Genomic DNA, 21,360 nt, shown 5'->3' on the forward strand with positions numbered 1-21,360 from the left:
GCTACTACATAACGCCTATAAGCATTTTTTATATGCACTTTAGAGTTTTTGCGAATAATTAAATTCTATTTCTGGCGTCGAGTTGCATTGGTTAAACAAGACAAATATCTTGTAAATGATTCTGTAAAATCACTCACATCATCTTCATTACCGCCTGAAGCATTCAAAATAATAGACGCATAACTTAAAGTATGATGTGCATAGCAAACTGGTTCTGCAGCTTGCCACGCTCTTTGCAGTTCTAATTCAGGTAAATAATGACGCCAATTTGACAAATAATTTTTAATTAGCTTCTGCTTCAAATTTGTTTCTGAAAACTGATAAATGAAATTACCGTCCATAAATGGATGAGTAACGCAAGCATCACTCCAATCAAAAAACAAATAAGATTCAGCCGTTCTTGCCATATTACTTTCATGTAAGTCACCATGAACCAGACAATCTGGCAACGAGTATTCTTTAAGCTTATGAATTGCTATTTCTAAATTAGACAAGAAGTTATTATCAAAAACAATATTTCTATCTGTTAAAATTGCTGCGATCTCGGGTTGGTTAAAATGCCAGATAAGCTGTGTTGATAAATTTTCGATACTTCGTGATTGGCACCCTGATTGTCGCAACTTATCAACATGCTCAACAGATAAGCTCTGGATTTCTCCCCATACTTGATATGCATCATTCCACACCGTCAAGTCTACATCTTCGTCCAGCGGCTCCCCAAAATCACTCGTTAGTTGCCACCGACGGCCTTTATCAATAGCTAAAACTTCCGGCACTTTCCCCTTGAAAATATGGGCTAGAAAGTCACAAACTCCAGCTTCATTAGAGAACAGTGGCAATGATGCTGTTGCTTTAAAATATACATTTCCTTTTTCGGTTGGAATGCGCCACACATCCCCTAAAAACCAATCTTCAACAATGATTGGCTCATCAACTTTTTTGTAATTTAGTTGTTTAAGTGTATTTTCTATCCAGTATTTGGCATCAAGCTTCCAACCTGAAAGGCGCTCAGAACACGGTTGAGTATTCATTCAAAGTTTCCCTTAACGATGCGCCTGTTAGTAGGCGCTATTCCAACGGTTAGGTGTATCATACCAGATCCTTCACCAATCGTTTTTATTAAGGGTACAATTTTCAGCTAATCGGCTAGCGCTTGAAGTAAAATGCGCTCGTATCAGTAACTCGAAGATATTTTTCGACATAAAGATCGCGGCGTAAAGCCGCTCCCACAACACTATTTGTACGAAATCGCTGACACCCACCTCATGCTTGGAACTGTATTATCAGCATTGCTGCAGATAGCAACGGGTGTTATTTGATACTTTGCTTCGTCAGGCTAGGGATTGGAACAAATTTCTTTTGTATCAGCATCAAAGTTATTTGTCGCCATAAATGGCGACCTACGTAAAATCGTAGCGTAAAGCCACTCCCACAACACTATTTGACCCGTGATGTAGGAGACATACCTTGGCGCTAAATACTTTCCTCATAATCCAACACTTTAGCGTCATTGGCTTTGTTAAGCAGGCCTCGGCTTTGTGATAGAAAGTGTTTCGCGCTTTCTGAGAAATACTGTTTGGCCTCTGAGAAAGACTGCATTAGGCCTTCTTTATCGCCTTGTTGTAGCTTAGTTAATGTTTGCTCAAAGGTATCTTGATAGCTTGCCAATAAGCCTTCTACATCGTTAAATTGCGCAAGCATGATATCTGAATAAAGTTCTGGGGATTGTGCAAACAGTCGCCCAACCATCATCAGCTCTAATTGGTAAATAGGCGATGAGCAGCTTCTTAGGTCTTTTAGTGAATGGCATTGCTTAGATAAAAACTGACCGTATACAAAAGTGGTTAAGTGACGCATAACTTGGATGATCTGCATAGATTGATCGTGTTTTTTAGCGTCCATGGATACCAGCTGGCAGCCCCAGATCTTTAGTTGCTTGATTAATCCTTCACATTGCTTTGGCAAACGCCCTTCGCACACCACAACAGTTTGCTTCACCCAGTGAGATATATCTGGACCAAACATAGGGTGCAGTCCAACCACAGGGCCATTATGTTTGTTCAATAAAACTTTAAGCGGTGCTTGTTTCACCGAGGTAATATCGGCAAGAATACAGTCATCAGGTAGCGCGGGTAGCTCGTTGACGACTTGCTCTAGCGCATTAATTGGTACGCTCACCAATACTAGCTTAGCATCACTCAGCAGCTCAGTAGCCTGTGATTGATTGTCTTTGTCTAGTAATCGTACCTCGTAGCCAGAACGTCTAAATTGTTTCGCAAATAACTTACCCATCGCACCTTGACCCCCAACGATAACGATAGGCGACATTTTGGGTGAGGCACAGGCAAGCTCACTTTGTTGGTTTTCGTAGGCCTCTCGCATCATGCGACGCAGTATATCTTCGACTAAATCAGGGTTAACCCCTTTAGCTTCGGCTTCCATACGGCGTGCTCTGATAAGCTCAGCTTCACGCTTTGGCACATGTAACGGTGCACCTTTTTGCTGTTTTATTTTTCCAACTTGCTCAGTCAATGCTTTGCGCTTTGCAAGTAACGCGACAAGCTCGCTATCGCACTCATCTATTGCAACGCGTATTTCATCTAAATCGTTTGCCCCATTCATGATGTAAACTTATATATACAGTAGTAAATTAAATAATACACCGAGTCTAACAAGAAGTAGACGGCTTTAAAAGTAAGCATAGAGGAAAATATCAGACAAGATACCTAAAGTGCCAAGGAAAATGGCTAGGATTATTTTTTCTGGTGTTAAAACCAAAACAGGCCGCATAAAGCGGCCTGTTTTATCTGCATTTGATAAATGCGACGTATTAGTTAAGTTTCTCTTTAATACGTGCAGATTTACCAGAACGCTCACGTAGGTAGTAAAGCTTAGCACGACGAACCGCACCACGACGCTTAACTTCTACGCTGCTGATAAGAGGGCTGTGCGTTTGGAATACACGCTCAACACCTTCACCGCTTGAAATCTTACGAACAGTGAAAGATGAGTGTAGACCACGGTTACGCTTAGCGATTACAACACCTTCAAAGGCCTGTAGACGCTCTTTGTTACCTTCTTTTACGCGTACCTGTACAACTACTGTATCACCAGCGCCGAACGCAGGTACGTCTTGCTTAAGCTGTTCAGCTTCAAGCTCTTTAATAATATTTTGGTTTACTTTTGCCATTTTATTTCTCACATTCCTAGGTGTAACTGTCTTCTAGCCACAAGCTTGGCCATTCTCTTGCTGAAATTCAGCAAGTAATGCCGCCTGCTCCTCAGTCAGAGCTAGGTTACGCAACAAGTCAGGACGACGTTGCCAAGTTCTACCCAAAGACTGCTTTAAGCGCCATTTGGCTATTTCTTGGTGGTTTCCGCTGAGTAATACAGCAGGCACCTGTTTATCATCCAATGTTTCCGGCCGAGTATAATGAGGACAATCTAACAAGCCATCCGAAAATGAATCTTGTTCTGCTGATTGGTTATGACCCAACACACCTGGCACTAATCGTGCTACTGCATCGATTAATGTCATGGCAGGTAACTCACCACCGCTCAGTATAAAATCGCCGATGGACCACTCTTCGTCTATATAAGACTCGATGATCCGCTCATCAATACCTTCATAACGACCCGCTACTAAAATCAACTTTTCAGATTGCGCCAATTCAGTCGCACCTTGTTGATCTAGCTTTCGCCCTTGAGGGGACATATAAATTACTTTAGCGCCTTCTCCTGCTGCCGCTTTGGCATCAAGAATAGCTTTTTTGAGAGGCTCAACCATCATAAGCATTCCTGGGCCACCACCATAAGGGCGGTCATCCACAGTTCTATGCTTATCAAGAGCATAATCTCTCGGGTTCCAGCAATTAAACTCAATCAAGCCATTTTTCACAGCTCGACCCGTTACGCCTTGCTGAGTTATCGCATCAAACATGTCAGGAAAAAGTGAAACCACTCCAACCCATAGCTTTTGCTGATCACTCATTAAAACGCTGGATCCCAATCTACAGTAACTTTTCTCTCTTCATGGTTGACATCCAAAATAACAGAGTCTGTTAAGAATGGAATTAACCTTTCAGATTGCCCAAATGCATCTTTTTTGTTTGCTTTCACAACCAAAACATCATTTGAGCCTGTCTCCATCAAGTCATCAACTGTGCCTAAGTCGTAACCTTTATCGGTTACTACTGACATGCCGATGAGATCTCGCCAATAAAACTCCCCTTCAGGTAATTCAGGAAGCTGCTCAGCATAAACAGCGATTTCGGCATTGGTATAAGCCACTGCTTCATCTCTGTCGTTTACTTGAGCAAATTTAGCGATATATCCCTTGTTGTGACGACGCCAGTCGCTCACTTCAAGGTTTTGCCATTTACCTTGTTGCCCTATCAACCATGGGCTGAAATCGAAGATCCCTTGGGGATCATCAGTAAATGAATGCACCTTAAGCCAACCCTTGATGCCATAAGGAGCACCAAGCTTACCAACAACGATTGTCGAGGTTTTACTTTGACTCATGGTTACACTTACGCCTATTAAGCCGCTTTACGAGCGTCTTTAACCAGCTTCGCAACGCGATCTGAAAGAGATGCGCCTTGACCTACCCAGTGATCAACACGAGATAAATCTAAACGTACTTTTTCTTCCTGACCTGCTGCGATCGGGTTAAAGAAACCTACTTTCTCGATGAAACGACCGTCACGCGAGAAACGGCTATCCGCAACCACGATTTGATAGAATGGACGCTTTTTAGCGCCGCCACGTTGCAAACGAATAGTTACCATACCGTCCTCTACATAGATTGACTGTTTTCATTAATAAGTTTGTACTTCCCATTACGGGAAGCTCGGGCATTTTACGCATTTTCACGCGCAATGCAAGTTAATTCCATCGTTGATGCTTTATTAGGCCTTGCTAAAGAATTACTGCTGAAGTTTCACACGCCACTTTCGTCTCAATATCGGTACGAAAAATTGACTTTTCAGCACTACTGGAAAGTCGCCCCCCTGTTGTTTCATTATAAGGAGAGCACACATATGAACCAAATGTGGAAAGCAAAACGTTCAATTAAACACCTATTCCTAAGTATACCACTCATCTCTTTTACGCTCGTTGCTCCTTCAACACTGGCAGCAAGCAATGAAGAAATAACGGCTTGTAAACTGTTACGTTTTGGTGACTTCTCGCAGCTAGAGCAAGGTAATGCTGCAATGAGTATCACCAACGCAGAATATGTACCAAGCCAAACCCTAGATGCCGACACCGAACTCTGGACATATAAGTATAGTCGCCTATTAGGTGCGCCTGTACCAAAAGGAACAAACTCTTTACCTGAGCACTGTTTGGTTGAAGGCTATGCTGCACCGACGATACGTTTTCAGCTTAGGTTGCCAATGGATCAAGTTTGGAACCAACGTTTCCTCCTCAATGCCTGTATGGGTTTTTGTGGCGAAGTATCCAACTACCCGACGATGGCTGGAGTTATGCGCAATTACGCGACCATGTCTCATGATGGCGGCCATACTGCAGCCGGATTCGATGGTTTGTGGGCTAAAAACAATGTGCCATTAAGGGAGGACTTTGCCTACCGATCGAACCATGTGGTTGCTGTTGCAGCAAAAGCGGTTATTGAGCGCTTTTATAGTAAACAACTTACGTACTCATTTATATCGGGTTGTTCGAAGGGAGGTCATGCTGGGATAATGGCCGCAAAGCGTTACCCAAATGATTTTGATGGCGTGATTGCCAGAGGGCCGACGATTAATTACACCAAAGTCAACCTAATCAACTGCATGGATAATGCAAAAGCTATTTTGGATGAAAACGATAACGCACTGCTCGATGCAAGCTATACTGACTTTATTTCGCAGGCCGTCATGCAAGCTTGTGACTATAAAGATGGCTTAGTTGATGGATTAATAAGCGATCCTAGACGCTGCGATTTTGACCCCCAAACACTCCTGTGCAGCGACAACACCACGGGTACATGCCTGACTCCTCGCCAAGTCAACGCAATTAAGGAAATATATGCACCATCCTACGATCAACAAGGCAACGTTATTTATGGCGGCCTCCCCTATGGCTCCGAACCTGAATGGACAGGCTGGCTGTTTCCTGAAGCACCGTTTATCAAGCCTTATCACTATTATGCTGCAACCGAGTATTTAAAGTACTTGGCTTTTCCTCGAGAAAGATACAATCAAGGCAACTGGAGAGACTTTTCTTATAACAATGAGGTTGGCGAGCTTTCACCTATCTCAAGCTTTATGGACGCCGATCACCCTGATCTCACTGGATTTAAAAATAGCGGTGGCAAAATGATTGTATTACATGGATGGTCAGACGCTGCAATACCCGCATATGCAACTATTGATTGGTATGAGTCAGTTATCAATTATATGGGTAAAGACAACACCTACGACTTTGCTCGGCTATTCTTGCCACCAGGATTAGTGCATTGTGGTATCGAGGGACCTGGCGCTGAAACCTTTGATGCCATCGCAGCGCTAGTGCATTGGCTTGATACCGGTAACGCCCCGGATGCGCTTATGACACAAAAAGAAGATCCGCAGGGCAATATTCTTTTCACTCGCCCTGTTTACCCTTATCCACAAGAAGCCCAGTACATTGGTACAGGCGACCCTAAAAAAGCAGAAAACTTTAGGCCAATAGTGCCCAATTTTAAGAATAACTAAGTAAACAAAAAGGCAAGCCCCAAGGCTTGCCTTCACATTATAAAAACTATAAAACGGTGTTAGAACTTAGGCCCACCGCCACCGAACATGCCCGGCGGCATCATGCCTTTCATGTTCTTCATCATTTTCATCATGCCGCCTTTGCCTTTCATCTTTTTCATCATCTTCTGCATTTGGGTAAATTGCTTCAGCAACTTATTAATGTCTTGTACTTGCGTACCAGAACCCGCAGCGATACGCTTTTTACGCGAGCCTTTGATGATTTCAGGACGTGCACGCTCTTTTGGCGTCATTGAGCTTATGATGGCTTCCATTTGGTTAAAGGTCTTATCATTTACTTGACCTTTTACTGCATCCGGCAAGTTTGACATACCAGGCAGCTTTTCCATCATTGACATCATACCGCCCATGTTTTTCATCTGGCGCAGCTGCTCAGCAAAATCTTCCAGTGTAAAACCATCGCCTTTAAAGACCTTCTCAGCCACTTTTTGGGCTTTGTCTTTATCGACTTTCATTTCGACTTCTTCAATAAGCGACAGTACATCGCCCATACCGAGAATTCGAGATGCAACACGGTCAGGGTGGAATGGCTCTAAGGCATCCGTTCTTTCACCCACACCGATAAACTTAATGGGTTTACCGGTAATATGACGAATAGACAACGCCGCACCACCGCGCGCATCACCATCCGTTTTAGTTAAGATAACACCGCTGAGTGGCAGCGCTTCATCGAACGCTTTTGCTGTATTTGCAGCATCCTGACCTGTCATTGAGTCAACGACAAATAAGGTTTCGATTGGGTCAATCGCCGCGTGTAAATCTTTGATTTCGTCCATCATGTCTGCATCTACGTGCAAACGACCAGCGGTATCCACAAGCACCACATCAATGAACTTTTTCTTCGCGTGAGAAATAGCACCCGTTGCGATATCTACCGGTTTTTGTGAAATATCACTGGGGAAAAACTCGACGTCAACTTCAGCGGCTAACGTTTCAAGCTGTTTGATAGCCGCTGGACGATAAACGTCAGCACTTACCACCAATACAGATTTCTTTTTGCGCTCTTTAAGGAATTTAGCCAGCTTACCAACACTGGTGGTTTTACCCGCACCTTGCAGACCTGCCATCATGACGACAGCTGGCGGCTGCGCGTTTAGGTTCAGCTCTTCGTTGGCCTCACCCATCGACTTTTCAAGTTCTTCACGAACAATCTTGATGAAAACCTGGCCTGGGCTCAGACTCTTTGTGACTTCTACACCAACCGCGCGTTCTTTTACTTGTTTTACAAAGTCGCGCACAACCGGCAAGGCAACGTCAGCCTCAAGCAATGCCATGCGTACTTCACGGAGTGTTTCTTTAATATTGTCTTCAGTTAGTCGGCCACGGCCACTGATGTTTTTAAGCGTTTTTCCTAAACGCTCTTGGAGGTTTTCAAACATGTATCGGTTCCAAAATCTCGAAATTGTCGGGCATTATACTGATATGCGAGCTACTAATACAGTATTCAAGCAGATTGTTCTGCTTTTTACGCTTTCGTTGAACGAAAATAAGAATAAGTTAACGGATTGAAATAAAACCCTATGCAAGCGCAGAGGCTTTAAATACAATAGCTAAAAAAGGAAAGCAAAAATTAGGCACTTATTTTTATGTTGATTATTAGCTTGTCATTAATCGCCTGTCTCTTTTACATCATGGCCACCAGCCATGTTTTATCGCGCTTATTTGACAAACAAGGTCCAGATCAAAAGAAAACATTAATATTAAGCACTGTCGCCATTTTGACTCATATGCTAGTGTTGGTGAATTCAGTGTTTACGCACCAAGGACAAGATCTCAGTACCGTCAACGTTGCCTTGTTAACCTGTTGGGTTATCGTTGTTTCCGTAACGACCGTATCTTTACGCTTCCCTGCAACACTATTGCTGCCTGTGGTGTATGGCTTTGCCGCCATTTTGTTATTGGCAAGCCTGTTTATTCCACACCACATTATTATGCATACAATAAACATAGATGTTGGTCTCGTTTTGCATATTTCACTTTCTTTGTTGGCTTACTGCGTACTTATCATCGCCACGCTCTACGCCATTCAATTTATGTTTATTGATAAACGCTTAAAACAACGGGATTTGGCGATTATGACCAGCCATCTACCGCCACTTATGCAAGTAGAAAGGCAGCTTTATCAGCTGTTATTTGTAGGCACAGGTTTATTAACGCTGGCATTGGCATCCGGTTTTTACTTTTTAGACGGTATGTTCGCTAAAGAGACTATTCACAAAACCATTTTATCTATCGTTGCATGGCTTATCTATGTCGTCGTCGCCTTCGGGCATAGGCAGTTTGGCTGGCGCGGTAAGTCTGTGGTGATTTCCATCATAGCGGCTTCTGGCATCGTGACTTTAGGTTACTTTGGCAGTCGCTTTATACAAGAAGTGATTTTAGGCAGGTTTTAAACTTTAACTTGACTATCGTAACTCACTAACGCTTAATACTCTTTCGTAAGTAAAAAAGGGATCCACTGTTGGAAGACATATCGACCAGCGCCTTGTTTATCATACTCGGCGTGCTCATTTTGATGTCGGCTTATTTTTCTAGTTCAGAAACCGGTATCATGTCAATCAACCGTATTCGTCTACGCCATCTTGAAAAAGAAAATCACCGTGGTGCGAAGCGTGTAAGTAACCTCCTTAACCGTCCTGACAGACTAATTGGCCTGATCCTGATCGGAAATAACCTCGTTAATATTGCCGCTGCGCAAGTTGCAACTATCATCGGATTACGTTTGTATGGCGATATGGGTATCGCAGTTGCTACCTTTGGTCTCACACTCGTGGTCCTGATCTTCGCTGAAGTCACACCTAAAACTCTTGCGGCTTTATATCCTGAGAAAGTCGCTTTCCCAAGCTCTGTAATCCTAAAAGTATTGTTGAAGGTCTTGTTTCCTTTAGTTGTCGCGACTAACTGGATCACCAATGGTATGTTGCGTTTGGTTGGGATCACACCACAAGAGATTGAGGAGCACAGCCTAAGTAAAGAAGAATTAAAAACCGTGGTAAATGAGTCAAGCGCTATGTTGCCCTCAAACCACCAAAACATGCTCACTTCTATCTTAGACTTGGATCACGTGACCGTAGAAGACATTATGATCCCACGTAGTGAAATCAATGCGATAGATATCAATGACGAGTGGAAAGATATTGCTCGCCAGCTCACGAATGCACAGCACACCCGAGTGCTACTTTACCGTGACCAAATTGATGACGCGGTTGGTTTTATCCATGCTCGTGATGCGTTACGCCTGCTAACAAAAGAGCAGTTTGATAAGCCGTCACTACTACGTGCGGTAAGAGAGATTTACTATGTGCCAGAGAATACCTCACTCAATACACAGCTGATCAAATTCCAAGAAGCCAAAGAACGTATTGGTCTTGTTGTTGACGAGTATGGTGACATTCAAGGTCTGGTTACGCTTGAAGACATTCTTGAAGAAGTCGTTGGTGACTTTACCACCACGCAGACGCGTGCGCCGAGTGAAGACGTAAATATGCAGCGTGATGGCTCAGTTATGGTTGACGGCAGTGTAAACGTGCGTGACTTAAATAAAGAAATGAGTTGGGACTTACCTACCGAAGGTCCTAAAACTCTCAGCGGTCTGATTGTAGAGCACCTTGAAGATATTCCAGATGCGCCTCTTGGCTTAACGATTTCTGGTTATAAGATGGAAGTCATTGAGATCAAAGAAAACATGATCAAGATGGTGAAAATATCTTCTACTACCAATTAGCTTGATTAAGTGGTCTATTTTGAGGCAAGAAAATCTTGTCGATAACACCGCTACCGCGTCCTGCTATCGCCAAGGTACCTACATCCATATAGGCAAGGCAAAAATTTTACTATTTAGTTGTTCTAAATGAGAAATTTTTGACGCAGTTAGCGTCAGATTTGATCCTTCAAATTGAGCAAGTATTAAGACTAATTGGTATAACTCTTAAGCGAGTAAAAGCTAAACTCTAAACTCAATTGCGGTGTTGAAAGTAACACCGCAATTTACTCAAGAAAAAATTCTCTCGAACCAGTTCTTATCTAAATCATCTTCACAGCGTTTAAGTTGAACGGCATAGCGCGCAGCACGATGCTTTACCTTATTTGCGACTTGCATTAACCATTTCTTATTCTTATATGTACCACGACGATAACCGCCCCAACCTTCATGATAATTGAGGTATTGTGCGTAAGCGTCCCATTTCGACACGCCGTTTACCTTGTGAGTTTTGTATACGAACCAAGCCATAAAATCGATGGCGTCTTCAAAGTCATCGCGATCTGCACCTGAGTTTCCAGTTTCACGAATATAATCAGACCAGGTCGGAGTTTTGGCTTGAGAGTAACCATAAGCAGAGCTCACTCTGCCAACAGGAATAAACCATAGGAAATATTCCATTGGAGGCGCCGCATCGTGACGAAAAGAGCTTTCTTGGTACATCATGCTCATCAGTACATGCTTTGGTGAGCCCCATTTATCTTGAGCATCACGAGCGTCATAATACCAATCTTCTTTTTCCTCAAAAATCTTACAAATATCATGAGGTTGTTTAGGTGGTGCGGTAGCACATCCGGATAAAACAGCGACGAGACTAATTAAAATTAATTTTTTTTGCATTTTTTTCGAAACCTAATGAACTTTTACAATTTGCATTGGTCTGAACTTATGAATGCAGCAGTTTAGCATTGTTTCATCCCTGAAATTTATTTGCGCAGCCTTATGGCTGCGCTTTTTTATGCCTTGTGCATTATGCCCTTGAAAAATAATCGTCAAGGAAAGCAGTGAAGTCTACAGAATCAGCCGCTCTAACCGCTGCCTCATCTTCAAAAGACTGACGTGCAAATGACTTCAGCGTATCTTCATCGTAATAGCCGTATTTGATATCTTGATGAAGCTGCTTATATTTGTTCGCTAGTTCAATGCCCATTGAACCTTGTTCTAAGGTACGACTCTTCAGCTGAGATAGCAACTGCCCAGAAAAAGTAAGTGCAGGCGTTTCAATTGCCAACATTAATTTTTCCACTGTTGCCACATAGACTGATTTTTCTGTACTCCCATCTAACATTTTTGCAACTTTAAGTAAGTCTGTAAAAATCTCAGTGCCCCACTGTTTCACACTCACAGGCTCACCCGCTTTACTCAGTTCAAGTGCTGTACAGCGACCTTGATTAACCACCTGATGTAAATTCTTACCAGCGAGCTTTTGCGCATCAAACGAGAGTTCAGGGCTTGGCTTTAACAAACAATAGGTTAAGAACACATCTAGGAAGTGGATTTGCTCAAGACTCACACCAGTATGCTCGAATGGGTTAACATCCAGCGCACGAATTTCGATGTACTCAATACCACCACGTTCAAGTGCCTGAGTCGGGGTTTCACCAGACTTGGCATTACGTTTTGGTCTAATTGGCGAGTAGAACTCGTTTTCAATCTGTAAAATGTTGCGATTCAGCTGTTTTGGCTCTGCCGCTCGATAGTCTGGAATTTCATGATATAAGTCGGAGCGGCAACGAATGGCTTGTCGCAAGCCCGCAATATACTCATCCAGATCGTTATACATCACCTTAAGCGAACTTTGTGCGCTATTGGTATAACCTAAATCACCCAGTCTAAGTGCGGTGCCATATTCAAGGTATATAGAGCCATTTTCTAGCTTACTAAATGGCAAGTCGCTCTTTTTGCCTTGCAAAAATGACGGACAAAGCGCAGGAGATGCGCCAAACAGGTAGCTTATCAGCCACATTTCACGCTTGAAGTTACGAATAAGGCCTAAATACTGTTGGGAGATAAATGATTGCTGAGGTTTATCGTCTTCAGACATCACTTGCAGGCTTTGCCATACGGTCTCTGGAAACGAAATATTGAAGTGCACACCCGCAATGGCCTGCATCATACTACCATAGCGATTTTTTAGCCCTTCACGATATAGCGTTTTCATTTTGCCGATATTAGAAGTGCCAAACTGCGCTAGGACAATATCTTCTTCGTCCTCAATAAAGCATGGCATCGACAAAGGCCACAGTAACTCATCACCCATGTTAGCCAACGTAAATTTCTGTAGATCAGAAAGTTGCGCTAATGTCTCTTGTGGATCTTCACTCACTGGTGTAATAAATTCGAGCAGCGACTCAGAAAAATCAGTGGTAATATGACCATTGGTCAGTGCATGGCCCGTATTTTCTGGATGCGGTGTTTTCGCTATTTTTCCCGACCCTTGGATCCGTAATGCCTCACGTTCGATACCTCTTTTGATACCTTTGAAAACGCCGCGATGCGCGCCGTCAGACAAAAAGTCCAGCTTAGTGTTTAAGTCTAATTGTTTCAAAAATTCTTCCTCGAACCTACAGGCCAATTTCAAGTTTATGGGGTCGAAACCAAATTATACCAAGTGTATTCATCAAATGAGTGATTTAAACCGAGCAATCAATTTAAATATGGCTACTTTTAGTACACTTAGGCCTTAATAATAACTTTGCCAACATGCTTACCACTTTCCATACAGTGATGAGCCTGCGCAATATCCGCCATCGCAAAGTAATGACTTACGTTGATGCTGATTTTGCCAGCTTGGTACGCCTGATACAAATATTTAAGATCGTCTAAATTACTCGCAACCAACATACCTTCAGCCCTTACATCCCTTGTCGTGGCTCGCTCACAGACGATTTCTTTGGTGACGCTCGGAATGGTCACCAGGTGCGAATCCGGCTTCATCGAGTCGACACACTGTAATGCAATATCGCCACCAATTAAGTCCAGTAAATCGCATTCAACTTGGTGCTGATAAAATTCGTCATAACTTATTGCCGTTACCTTGAGCTTCGACAACAATTCGTGCTCAGGGCGGGTGGAGACCGCGATAACTTTTCGCCCTTGGAGCTGTGCTAGTTGAATTGCTAAATGCCCCACGCCACCAGTTGGTGCCAATACATATAATGGACGATCACGATTAGAGAATTTATCTAACGCTTGTTTTGCCGTAAGACCCGCAAGACAAAGACCTGCAATATCTGGACTTTCTTGCAAAGAAACCTTGATGAGTTCTGACTCAAGCGCCACTGTATAGTCACTATAGGTCCCGGGGTTACTCGCAAATCCAATCATACCGATGACAAGGTCGCCTACTTTAAATTGGCTATCTGGGCCATAAACCTCAACCACCTCACCATACAGATCATATCCGAGCGGCAAAAAGGCATCTGCGCTTTTTTGCGCTGCAACATAACCAAGACCTTGTCTGGTTTTCACTTCAATAGGATTAATACTGGTACTGCTTACTTTTACCAGCACTTGGCCTGAGGTAAGCGTTGGCAAACAAATGGTGGTACTACACAGCTGATTGCTATCACCAAATTCGTAAATACCATAAGTGGTTGAGTTATTTATCATATGCAGCTTGCTTAGAAAACAGTTTGGTATCTTTGTAGAATACGCGAAAGGGTAAGGAGTTTGAAGAAATTTACGGTATGGGAAGGAAAAACGCTCTTACAGCATGGCTGTAAGAGCGTTTAGCTATATTAGTGATTGAACACTATCTGGTCGTCGACAACCCCGACTTTAATGGTATCTCCAGTCACAAACTTACCTTGTAACAAGTCCTGCGCCAACGGGTTTTCGATGTATTGTTGCACTGCTCGTTTTAGAGGACGAGCACCATATACAGGATCAAATCCGCTTGCAGCGATTTTATCAAGCGCGGCATCACTAAGCTCGAGCGCAAACCCTCTTTCAGTTAAACGTTTGCTTAATCTGTCTAACTGGATACTCGCAATTTCTTTAATATGTTCATTGATAAGCGGGTGGAACACCACAGTTTCATCAATACGGTTAATAAATTCAGGTCTAAACTGACTAGCCAGCACGCCCATAACACGCTCTTTGAGTGCTGCGTAGTCGTTATTTCCTGCTTGCTCTTGAATGACATCCGACCCTAAGTTCGAGGTCATAATGATCACTGCATTTTTAAAATCAACCGTGCGGCCTTGGCCATCGGTCAAGCGACCATCGTCCAAGACTTGCAATAAGATGTTAAATACATCTGGATGCGCTTTTTCCACTTCATCAAGCAAAATCACAGAATAAGGACGACGCCTTACCGCTTCTGTCAAATAGCCACCTTCTTCGTAGCCAACATAGCCAGGAGGAGCACCAACCAAGCGCGCAACTGAGTGCTTTTCCATAAATTCGGACATATCAATGCGCACCATGGCATCTTCCGTATCAAACATAAAGTTGGCTAACGCTTTGGTCAGCTCCGTTTTACCCACCCCTGTTGGACCTAAGAACAAGAACGAACCAATTGGGCGATTTGGGTCTGCAAGCCCCGCTCTTGAGCGACGGATAGCGTTAGCAACCGCATTAACGGCTTCGTCTTGACCAATCACTTTTTTATGAAGCTCGTCTTCCATTTGCAGTAACTTTTCACGCTCACCTTGAAGCATTTTTGCGACCGGGATCCCAGTCCAGCGAGATAAAATTTCTGCAATTTCATCTTCACCGACCTGATTTTTTAAAAGACTCATTTCCTGCATTTCAGCCTGAGAAGCAAGATCTAGTTTTCGCTCAAGCTCAGGGATCCGACCATACTGTAGTTCAGACATACGTTGCAAGTCACTTGCTCGACGTGCGACTTCTAGATCTAAGCGCGCTTGCTCAAGCTCAGCCTTAATCACTTGTGTGCCTTGCAATGAAGCCTTTTCGGCATTCCACACTTCATCAAGCTCTCGATACTCAGCTTCTAATTCATTGATGAGCGTTTGCATCTCAGTACGGCGCTTTTGACTCGCTTCGTCCTTCTCTTTCGCCAGCGCATTATCTTCCAATTTTAGTTGGATAATACGGCGCTCTAGTCTGTCTAACTGCTCCGGTTTCGAGTCAATTTGCAGCCGAATTGAAGACCCAGCTTCATCTATCAAATCGATAGCTTTATCGGGAAGTTGCCGATCTGAGATATAACGATGTGACAAGTTAGCCGCAGCGACAATCGCGGGATCGGTAATATCCACTGAGTGATGCAGCTCGTAACGCTCTTTTAAGCCACGTAGAATCGCGATGGTATCCTCTACGGTTGGCTCTGCAACAAACACTTTTTGGAAACGACGCTCGAGTGCCGCATCCTTTTCAATATACTGACGATACTCATCAAGCGTGGTCGCCCCCACACAGTGAAGCTCACCACGGGCTAGTGCGGGTTTTAGCATATTGCCAGCATCCATTGCACCATCGGTTTTGCCCGCCCCCACCATGGTATGGATTTCATCAATAAAGAGAATAACTTGGCCTTCTTCTTTAGCCAGCTCGTTTAATACCGACTTTAGGCGCTCTTCGAATTCACCACGGTATTTTGCTCCAGCCACCAATGCACCCATATCTAGCGATAGTACGCGCTTACTTTTTAAACCTTCTGGAACTTCACCGTTGATAATACGCTGCGCGAGCCCCTCAACGATGGCAGTTTTACCAACGCCCGGTTCACCGATAAGTACAGGGTTGTTTTTAGTACGGCGCTGTAGCACTTGAATAGTGCGGCGAATTTCGTCGTCACGGCCAATAACCGGATCAAGCTTGCCTTGCTCAGCACGCTCAGTGAGATCGATGGTAAATTTCTCAAGAGCTTGGCGAGTGTCTTCGGCATTAGGGTCATCCACTTTTTGACCCCCTCGAATAGCCTTGATGGCTTGCTCAATCTTTGGTTGGGTGATGTTAAGCGCTTTGAAAATCTCGCCTAGTGGGCCTTTATCTTCGCATGCAGCAAAAACAAATAACTCGCTGGAGATGTATTTATCTTTACGCTTTTGTGCATATTTATCACACAGATTGATCAGTGAAATAAGGTTATTTGAAAGCTGTACATCACCACCTACACCTTCTACTTTAAATAGCTTTTCAATGGCTTGTGACAACTTAGTATTAAGCTCGTCGGCGCTCACACCTGCTTGTGCTAATAATGCGCGCACACTCGAGCCGCTCTGCTGGAGCAAAGCATACATTAAATGAACAGGTTCAATAAATTGGTGATCGCGCCCAAGCGCTAATGACTGCGCATCAGAAAGCGCAGCTTGAAATTTGCTTGTAAATCTATCTAAACGCATGATTTATTTACCCATATAAAATATTGAATTACCTTATTTATGGGTATTAACTGAACGAAGATCAAGCGTAAAAGTAATAATTTACCCTGATTATTTGCGCCAAATCAAAGTTGCCATACGGCCCGTTGTTTTGTCTCTACGATAGGAAAAGTATTGCTCGGACATAGTTACTGTACAGTGTTTATCGCCGTAAAAATCCTTTACACCTTGCTCGCGTAATAGCGACTTTGCAAGCTCGAAAATATCCGCAAAGTATTTACCGTCTTTTTTGGCAACAAATGCCGTATTTCGTTGCGCCTCAAAAGCCTGTACCACGTCTTCGCCCACCTCGAATTTACTAGGCCCAATCGCAGGGCCAAACCATACACAAATCTCTTCAGGAGCACAGTTAAATTTAGCTAGTGTCTGCGAGATAATTCCAGCTGCAAGAGGCTTCCAACCACCATGGATAGCGGCCACCTCCTCACCATCTTTTGATGCAAGCAGAATGGGTAAGCAGTCTGCTGTCATGATAGCCAGTGGTGTTTGACGCAAGCGAGTGTATAAGGCATCGGCTTGATGGACCTGCGCGATTTCAAACTGCTCGTCGACCACCACCACTTCTGCGCCATGTACTTGCTCAAGCCATACTATCGGGTTGGCCACATAACCGTGTAAAATTCGACGATTTTCGGCTACATGTTCAGCATTATCACCAACATGAAAGGCTAGGTTAAAGCTATCATACGGCGGTGCTGAAACACCGCCTTTGCGCGTTGTTGATAATGTCCCAACGAATTGGGTTAATGGCCACTGAGCAAGTTGCATCTTATAACGTTAAATCCGGGTTTTCTTTGGTATCTTCTCTAAGCGCTGCCACCAGCTTAATCATATCTTCAGGCACAGGCGCTTCCCATGTCATCATCTCGCCGGTAATTGGGTGAGCGATACTTAGTTTTATAGCATGCAATGCCTGACGTTTAAACTCTCTTAATTGTTCGGTTAATCCTTGAGTCGCATTTCTTGGTGGACGAGGACGGCCGCCATAGAGCTGGTCGCCAATTAACGGATGATTCAAATACGCCATATGTACACGAATTTGGTGTGTTCTACCGGTTTCTAGGCGCAGGCGCAGGCGCGTGTGTGCTCTGAACTTTTCAGCAACACGGTAATGAGTGATAGCCGGCTTGCCCATCTCATGCACTGCCATATGTGTACGCTTAGTTGCGTGACGACCGATTGGCTTTTCAATCATGCCACCTGCTGTCATCGTGCCATTACAAACTGCTTCGTATTCACGCGTGAAGTTTTCACGGGCCTGTAGGTTTTTCACCAAGTGCGTTTGTGCTTGGATGGTTTTCGCCACAACCATTAGGCCGGTCGTGTCTTTATCTAGACGATGTACAATACCAGCACGAGGTACGTTAATGATTTCTGGGTGATGGTGCAGCAGAGCATTTAACACAGTGCCATCCGGGTTACCGGCTCCCGGGTGAACCACCAGCCCCATGGGCTTGTTTATCACAAGAATATCATCATCTTCGTAAACAATATCTAACTCTATATCTTGCGCTTCGTATTCACGTTGTGCTTCGATAACCGTCTCGATAGCAACACTTTCACCACCAAGTAACTTTTCACGAGGAGTGTTGAATACTTCACCATCTACGGTGACTTTATCTTCAAGAATCCAAGTTTTTATTCTTGAACGAGAAAAATCCGGGAACAATTGCGCCAATATTTGGTCTAGACGTTTACCACCGAGTTCGACTGGAACCTCCGCTTGGAGGGAAATTTGCTCTGACATCTGAAACTTTACCTAATTTACCAGTGCAAGCCGTGCTCGACTGGGTTAGAATCGTATTAATGCATAGTTTACTCGGTTTTGCCGAGTTGGCCTAGCCGAAGAAAACAAAGGTAGTAAAATAAAATGATTAAAAACTTAAGGACACACGCCTTTAGGCTGGCGTTAGCCGCGTCTGTTTTAGGTTTGGCAGCCTGTTCATCCGCACCAGAACAAGAAGATATTGAACGCGTACCAAACAAATCCGCCCAAGCGCTTTATGAAGACGCAAAACAAACATTAGATTCCGGCTTGTATGCCCGTGCCATTGAATTATTAAGTGCAATTAATGCTCGTTATCCATTCGGCCCTTATGCAAGACAAGTTCAAATGGACCTAGTCTATGCATATTATCAAACAGGTAATACCGACCAAGCACTTGCGACTATTGATCGTTTTATTCGCTTAAATCCAAATCATAAAGACCTAGACTACATGTATTACATGCGAGGCTTAGTTAGCATCAAGGCTGATGAAAACGCATTCCAAGAGTATTTCGGTGTAGACAGAGCTGACCGTGATGCCAATCGCACCCGTGTTGCTTTTCAGGATTTAACCACGTTAGTTAAAAACTATCCAAACAGTCCGTATGCACCAGAGGCGAAAAAACGCTTGGTCTGGCTACTGAACAAAATGGCTCGCTATGAGCTCAGAGTCGCTGAATATTACTTCGAGCGTGAAGCATACCTTGCCGCAGCAAATCGTGGTAAATATGTAGTAGAACATTACTCTCAAAGTAGTTACCTGACTCAGGCTTTTGACATTATGGAAAAAAGCTATCGCAAACTTGGCCTTCAGGACCTTGCGGATAACGTGAAAAAAGCCAAATCGGTTAACGCACGTAACAAATAAAAATAGTGTCAAGTCACGATACCGCTGAGATCGTGACTTATCTCCCGCCAGTATTCGCCTTCAAGCTTGCTACAGCAGTAAAAGTACTTGCTTCCTGTAGATGGAAATTAATCGTCAGTGTGTTTTACCTGTTTGTAGTTGTAATAAGGAAGGATTTAGGCTGCCCATAATAGGAGGTAAGCAGCCTTAAAAGGTAAGCATTTGACTTAACAGCGTCATTAAATTGCTTCTTCGTCCTCTTCACCTGTACGGATCCGAACCACACGCTCAACATCGGTTACGAAGATTTTACCATCACCAATTTTGCCCGTTTGCGCGGTTTTTAGGATAACTTCAATCGCTCTGTCCACGTCTTCATCTGCGGTAACAATATCAAGTTTTACTTTAGGCAAGAAATCTACCATATATTCAGCACCGCGATATAACTCAGTATGGCCTTTCTGACGACCAAAGCCTTTCACTTCACATACCGTCATACCCGTGATCCCCACATCCGAAAGCGCTTCTCGGACATCATCAAGTTTAAACGGTTTAATTATTGCTTCTATTTTCTTCATGACTATCTCGATTCCTTTGGTATAGCGTCGATTTTAGACAATCCGCTTGCCCAAGGCAAACAAAGACATTGAAAGTTGAAGTGATTTCACGCAATAATAATAATCATAAATTATTACTTTTTGGTTGTGAGGCGGTAATGAAACAATCAGCGGGATTCAACCTACTAGAACTAATGATAACCATCGCTATATTGGCTATCGTCTTGGCCATTTCATTTAGCTTTGATGGCAACCTGCTGCAACGTAACCGAGCAGAGTCTTTCTTACAAGAATTACAGCGCAATATTGCATTTGCTCGTGTAAAGGCAACCGCCGCAGACGAAATTGTCATTCTCTGCCCAGCTCCCCCAGCCAATATTCAAGCAAGAACGCCATTTGCCTGCCAAGATAATTGGGCAACGAACAGAATTAGCGTGTTTGTTGATAGTGATAAAAATGGCACATTTAGTAATGGTGATACTATCCATAGAACTATGGAGGTCGTAGACGATAACGACACTATGGTATTTTCTGGTGACAATCGTCTAAGGTTTGATTCAAGCGGACTTTTAAGTGGTTCAAACGCCGGCAATTTTACCTATTGTCCTGGCAGTGACGACAACAATCAGCAGTTGAGTGTTTCAACCGCTGGCACGGCATTATATCGTGGAGATACGACAGAATCCTGCGAATAGCCACAAAAGTACTGACGCGTAAAATATCTCTTCGCTTCAACCTTGCCTTTAACACACAAACAACTAGGCTTAAAGAAAATGTAATTCGAGGCAAAGGATATGCGTCGCTATATGGGTTTTTCCCTACTGGAATCTTTAGTGTGTTTGGCGATTATCACCATCGTCAGCTTATTTTCTCTTCCCAGTCTTACGGCTTTATTTCAGTTTGATAAACCAAAAATAAAACTTGAAGCACTGCGGCGAGCGATTAATTTGGCTCGCATTCAAGCTGTTGCAAGCGGTGCAACCGTCACTTTATGCCCACTGAAAAATAATCGCTGCGACAGCAAAGAATGGCACACTCAGTTAACGGTTTTTATTGATTACCACCCCCAAGGTGAGTTTTCAGACGATGATTATAAATTAGCTGTTGTGGACTCAATAGACTCAGGTGACAAGCTCACTTACCCAAGAAACGCTATTATATTTCGCCGCTTTGGTCATCTCGCAGGACTCTATAACGGTACTTTTGTCTACTGTAACGCAAGTTCTACCATGGGATTGTCGTTGTCAGTTAGCTACACAGGGAGAAGCACTCTAAAAGATACAGATGAGTGCCAAGAATAAATAATCTGAGGTTT

General features: G+C 43.5%; 20 protein-coding genes. 6 read left to right on the plus strand and 14 right to left on the minus strand.

The genetic code is table 11. The features are described 5' to 3' along the window. Window positions 1–65: 65 nt before the first annotated feature. From DRB05_RS10245 to rpsP, 6 genes are all read right to left on the minus strand, one after another. Window positions 66–1,031: a phosphotransferase gene (locus DRB05_RS10245; RefSeq protein WP_119230996.1), complete on the minus strand. Its 966-nt coding sequence runs from the start codon at window positions 1,029–1,031 to the stop codon at window positions 66–68. A gap of 442 nt (window positions 1,032–1,473) precedes the next feature. Further along, window positions 1,474–2,622, minus strand: a complete 1,149-nt coding sequence (gene tyrA / locus DRB05_RS10250; RefSeq protein ID WP_128726852.1) for a bifunctional chorismate mutase/prephenate dehydrogenase — start codon at window positions 2,620–2,622, stop codon at window positions 1,474–1,476. A 208-nt stretch (window positions 2,623–2,830) separates the two neighbouring features. Further along, complete coding sequence (rplS, locus tag DRB05_RS10255; protein ID WP_128726853.1) at window positions 2,831–3,190, minus strand: 50S ribosomal protein L19; 360 nt, start codon at window positions 3,188–3,190, stop codon at window positions 2,831–2,833. Window positions 3,191–3,223: 33 nt separating this feature from the next. Next, entirely contained in the window at window positions 3,224–3,991 is a 768-nt protein-coding gene (gene trmD, locus DRB05_RS10260; RefSeq protein WP_128726854.1) for a tRNA (guanosine(37)-N1)-methyltransferase TrmD, read from the minus strand. Further along, a complete protein-coding gene (rimM, locus tag DRB05_RS10265; RefSeq protein WP_128726855.1) occupies window positions 3,991–4,524 on the minus strand; it encodes a ribosome maturation factor RimM in 534 nt (177 codons plus the stop codon). The genes trmD and rimM overlap by 1 nt, the downstream gene beginning before the upstream one ends. A 17-nt stretch (window positions 4,525–4,541) precedes the next feature. Then, the gene (gene rpsP, locus DRB05_RS10270) at window positions 4,542–4,790 is read right to left on the minus strand and encodes a 30S ribosomal protein S16 (protein WP_017216164.1); all 249 of its coding nucleotides are present in this window, start codon (window positions 4,788–4,790) and stop codon (window positions 4,542–4,544) included. A gap of 252 nt (window positions 4,791–5,042) precedes the next feature. Here rpsP and DRB05_RS10275 point away from each other — a divergent pair, with 252 nt between their 5' ends. Then, the gene (locus DRB05_RS10275) at window positions 5,043–6,701 is read left to right on the plus strand and encodes a tannase/feruloyl esterase family alpha/beta hydrolase (protein ID WP_128726856.1); all 1,659 of its coding nucleotides are present in this window, start codon (window positions 5,043–5,045) and stop codon (window positions 6,699–6,701) included. A gap of 59 nt (window positions 6,702–6,760) precedes the next feature. Here DRB05_RS10275 and ffh read toward each other — a convergent pair whose 3' ends face one another. Next, the gene (ffh, locus tag DRB05_RS10280) at window positions 6,761–8,140 is read right to left on the minus strand and encodes a signal recognition particle protein (RefSeq protein WP_010606686.1); all 1,380 of its coding nucleotides are present in this window, start codon (window positions 8,138–8,140) and stop codon (window positions 6,761–6,763) included. A 207-nt stretch (window positions 8,141–8,347) separates the two neighbouring features. Here ffh and ccsA point away from each other — a divergent pair, with 207 nt between their 5' ends. Both ccsA and DRB05_RS10290 read left to right on the plus strand, forming a co-directional pair. After that, entirely contained in the window at window positions 8,348–9,154 is an 807-nt protein-coding gene (gene ccsA, locus DRB05_RS10285) for a cytochrome c biogenesis protein CcsA (protein ID WP_095727509.1), read from the plus strand. Between the two features lie 68 nt (window positions 9,155–9,222). Continuing rightward, window positions 9,223–10,485, plus strand: a complete 1,263-nt coding sequence (locus DRB05_RS10290) for an HlyC/CorC family transporter (RefSeq protein ID WP_095727508.1) — start codon at window positions 9,223–9,225, stop codon at window positions 10,483–10,485. Between the two features lie 267 nt (window positions 10,486–10,752). On the opposite strand, the gene DRB05_RS10295 is transcribed toward DRB05_RS10290, so the two are convergent. The 6 genes from DRB05_RS10295 to rluD all read right to left on the minus strand — a co-directional run bounded on the left by DRB05_RS10295 (window position 10,753) and on the right by rluD (window position 18,621). Then, window positions 10,753–11,361: a transglycosylase SLT domain-containing protein gene (locus DRB05_RS10295; RefSeq protein ID WP_128726857.1), complete on the minus strand. Its 609-nt coding sequence runs from the start codon at window positions 11,359–11,361 to the stop codon at window positions 10,753–10,755. Between the two features lie 130 nt (window positions 11,362–11,491). Then, window positions 11,492–13,069: a glutamate--cysteine ligase gene (gshA, locus tag DRB05_RS10300; RefSeq protein WP_128726858.1), complete on the minus strand. Its 1,578-nt coding sequence runs from the start codon at window positions 13,067–13,069 to the stop codon at window positions 11,492–11,494. A 128-nt stretch (window positions 13,070–13,197) separates the two neighbouring features. Beyond that, entirely contained in the window at window positions 13,198–14,133 is a 936-nt protein-coding gene (locus tag DRB05_RS10305; protein WP_128726859.1) for an NADP-dependent oxidoreductase, read from the minus strand. Between the two features lie 128 nt (window positions 14,134–14,261). Further along, window positions 14,262–16,835, minus strand: a complete 2,574-nt coding sequence (gene clpB, locus DRB05_RS10310) for an ATP-dependent chaperone ClpB (protein ID WP_128726860.1) — start codon at window positions 16,833–16,835, stop codon at window positions 14,262–14,264. 90 nt (window positions 16,836–16,925) lie between these two features. After that, window positions 16,926–17,642, minus strand: a complete 717-nt coding sequence (gene pgeF / locus DRB05_RS10315; RefSeq protein ID WP_128726861.1) for a peptidoglycan editing factor PgeF — start codon at window positions 17,640–17,642, stop codon at window positions 16,926–16,928. 1 nt (window position 17,643) lies between these two features. Further along, entirely contained in the window at window positions 17,644–18,621 is a 978-nt protein-coding gene (gene rluD / locus DRB05_RS10320; RefSeq protein WP_128726862.1) for a 23S rRNA pseudouridine(1911/1915/1917) synthase RluD, read from the minus strand. 123 nt (window positions 18,622–18,744) lie between these two features. On the opposite strand from rluD, the gene DRB05_RS10325 reads away from it, so the two are divergent. Continuing rightward, window positions 18,745–19,509 carry an outer membrane protein assembly factor BamD gene (locus DRB05_RS10325; RefSeq protein WP_128726863.1) on the plus strand — a complete coding sequence of 255 codons (765 nt, stop codon included), beginning with the start codon at window positions 18,745–18,747 and terminating at the stop codon, window positions 19,507–19,509. A gap of 218 nt (window positions 19,510–19,727) precedes the next feature. Here DRB05_RS10325 and glnB read toward each other — a convergent pair whose 3' ends face one another. Beyond that, window positions 19,728–20,066, minus strand: a complete 339-nt coding sequence (glnB, locus tag DRB05_RS10330; protein WP_010371023.1) for a nitrogen regulatory protein P-II — start codon at window positions 20,064–20,066, stop codon at window positions 19,728–19,730. 68 nt (window positions 20,067–20,134) lie between these two features. Here glnB and DRB05_RS10335 point away from each other — a divergent pair, with 68 nt between their 5' ends. Both DRB05_RS10335 and DRB05_RS10340 read left to right on the plus strand, forming a co-directional pair. Further along, window positions 20,135–20,740: a GspH/FimT family pseudopilin gene (locus tag DRB05_RS10335; RefSeq protein WP_128726864.1), complete on the plus strand. Its 606-nt coding sequence runs from the start codon at window positions 20,135–20,137 to the stop codon at window positions 20,738–20,740. 99 nt (window positions 20,741–20,839) lie between these two features. Further along, entirely contained in the window at window positions 20,840–21,346 is a 507-nt protein-coding gene (locus DRB05_RS10340; RefSeq protein ID WP_235956563.1) for a GspH/FimT family pseudopilin, read from the plus strand. Window positions 21,347–21,360 lie beyond the last annotated feature (14 nt).

Origin of the sequence: Pseudoalteromonas sp. A757 (genome assembly GCF_004103285.1) — a bacterium.
GTDB lineage: Bacteria > Pseudomonadota > Gammaproteobacteria > Enterobacterales > Alteromonadaceae > Pseudoalteromonas > Pseudoalteromonas galatheae.